This is a genomic window from Rhodopseudomonas sp. WA056 (assembly GCF_010906995.1).
GTDB lineage: Bacteria > Pseudomonadota > Alphaproteobacteria > Rhizobiales > Xanthobacteraceae > Rhodopseudomonas > Rhodopseudomonas palustris_G.
Genome location: NZ_QPFS01000231.1, coordinates 1 through 2399 on the forward strand (window position 1 = coordinate 1; position 2399 = coordinate 2399).

Genomic DNA, 2399 nt, shown 5'->3' on the forward strand with positions numbered 1-2399 from the left:
TGTCTGGGGCGAATTTGAGGGCGACGCGGTGGGCAATCTCGCCGCGCAGGAAGCGCTTGTGGTGTTCGAGCGCGTCCAGCACCAGCTTCTCGTCGCGACCGCCGAGCGGCATCACGTAGATCGTCGCGAGCTTGAGGTCGGGCGACATCCGCACTTCGGGAACGGTCACGAGGTGGCTTTCAAGCACCGGATCGTGGACGCCCCCCTGGCTGAGAATCTCCGCCACGGCGTGGCGCACGAGTTCGCCGACGCGCAGCGAGCGGGTCGAACCGCCGGACGGGGAGCTCTTCTGGTGATGGCGCGACATTGCTCGATTTCCAATATTCTCATGGCTGGCGAGGCGCAGTCGAAACGACTGCGCTCCTCACCATGAGGGCTGTGATTGATGAGGCTCCGATCACCTGGGATCGGGCCACCTGGTCTCAGGCCGTTGTCCCATCCCGAGCAGCCCGGCGGCGCTCGCAGAGCACGGCCGGGCGTCTCGAAAGATGAGCCGCTACGTCTCGCCTGTAAGAATCGGACTTACAGCGAGCGCTGGATGGTCTCGACGCGGTAGCACTCGATGATGTCGCCGGCCCGCATGTCGGTGTAGTTCTCGAACGCCATGCCGCATTCCTGGCCGGCGACGACTTCCTTCACTTCGTCCTTGAACCGCTTCAAGGTCGACAGCTTGCCTTCGTGCACCACGACGTTGTCGCGGATCAGGCGGACATTGGCGCCGCGCTCGACGGTGCCGTCGGTGACGCGGCAGCCGGCGACCTTGCCGACCTTGGAGATGTTGAAGATCTCCAGGATCTGCGCGTTGCCCAGCATGGTTTCGCGCAGGGTCGGCGCGAGCAGGCCGCTCATCGCCTTCTTAATATCATCCACCAGATCGTAGATGATGTTGTAGTAGCGGATCTCGATGCCGTTGCGCTTGGCGGCCGCAGCGGCCTCCTTGTTGGCGCGGACCGAGAAGCCGAGGATCACGGCGTTGAAGCCTTCCGCCAGCGTGACGTCGCTCTCGCTGATGCCGCCGACGCCGGCGTGCAGGATACGCGCGGCGACCTCGTCGGTGCCGAGCTTTTCCAGCGAGCCGAGGATCGCTTCCAGCGAGCCCTGCACGTCCGCCTTGACGATCAGCGGGAAGTCCTTGCGGCCCGAAGTCTTGAGCTGGGTCATCATCTGCTCGAGCGAGCCGCGCATGCCGGAGGTGGTGGCTGCGGACTTCTCGCGCTTCTGGTGCGCGCGGTAATCGGTGATCTGACGGGCGCGGGCTTCGTTCTCGACCACCGCGAGGCGGTCGCCGGCCTCGGGCGGGCCGTTGAAGCCGAGCACCTCGACCGGCACCGACGGACCGGCTTCCTGCACGGTCTCGCCCTGATCGGAGATCAGCGCGCGGACCCGGCCCATCTCGGCGCCGGCCACGATGATGTCGCCTACCCGCAGGGTGCCGCGCTGGACCAGCACGGTGGCGACCGGGCCGCGGCCGCGGTCGAGCTTGGCTTCGATCACGGTGCCTTCGGCGGGGCGCTGGGTGTTGGTCTTCAGCTCGAGCAGTTCGGCCTGCAGCGCGATCATCTCGAGCAGCTTGTCGAGATTGATCTTGTTCTTGGCCGAAACCTCGACGTCGACAACATCGCCGCCCATCGATTCGACCTGGACGTTGTGCTGCAGCAGGTCGGTGCGGACGCGCTCCGGACGGGCGTCCGGCTTGTCGATCTTGTTGATCGCCACGATGATCGGAACACCGGCCGCCTTGGCGTGATTGATCGCCTCGATGGTCTGCGGCATCACGCCGTCGTCGGCCGCCACCACCAGGATCACGATGTCGGTGACCTTGGCGCCGCGGGCGCGCATCGCGGTGAACGCGGCGTGGCCGGGGGTGTCGATGAAGGTGATCTTCTTGCCGCTTTCCGGCGAGGTCACCTGATAGGCGCCGATGTGCTGGGTGATGCCGCCGGCTTCGCCCGACACCACGTTGGCGTGGCGCAGCGCGTCGAGCAGCGAGGTCTTGCCGTGGTCGACGTGGCCCATCACGGTCACGACCGGCGAGCGCGGCTCGGTGTCGGTCGAATCGTCGACGACGTCGAACAGGCCTTCTTCCACGTCGGACGCGGCGACGCGCTTGACCGTATGGCCCAGTTCTTCGGCGATGAGCTGCGCGGTATCGGCGTCGATCACGTCGGTGATCTTGTGCATCGCGCCCTGCTTCATCAGCAGACGGATCACGTCGACCGCGCGCTCTGACATGCGGTTGGCGAGTTCCTGGATGGCGATCACTTCGGGAATGACGACTTCACGCACCAGTTTTTCTTTCGGCTCGTTCGAGGCGTGTCCCTTCAGCCGCTGGGTCCGGCGACGGAACGAGGCGATCGAACGTTCGCGCACGTCGTCCGCGTTGAGCGCAGTGACGACGG

2 protein-coding genes are annotated in these 2399 nt (G+C 65.7%); both read right to left on the reverse strand.

The window, feature by feature from the left end; translation table 11 throughout:
• Nucleotides 1-307 (reverse strand): 30S ribosome-binding factor RbfA (gene rbfA, locus DU475_RS23615; RefSeq protein ID WP_164633496.1); only part of this gene is annotated, 307 nt, incomplete at its 3' end.
• Nucleotides 308-522: 215 nt separating this feature from the next.
• On the reverse strand, nt 523-2399 hold a 1877-nt coding region (gene infB, locus DU475_RS23620), incomplete at its 5' end, for a translation initiation factor IF-2 (protein WP_164633497.1).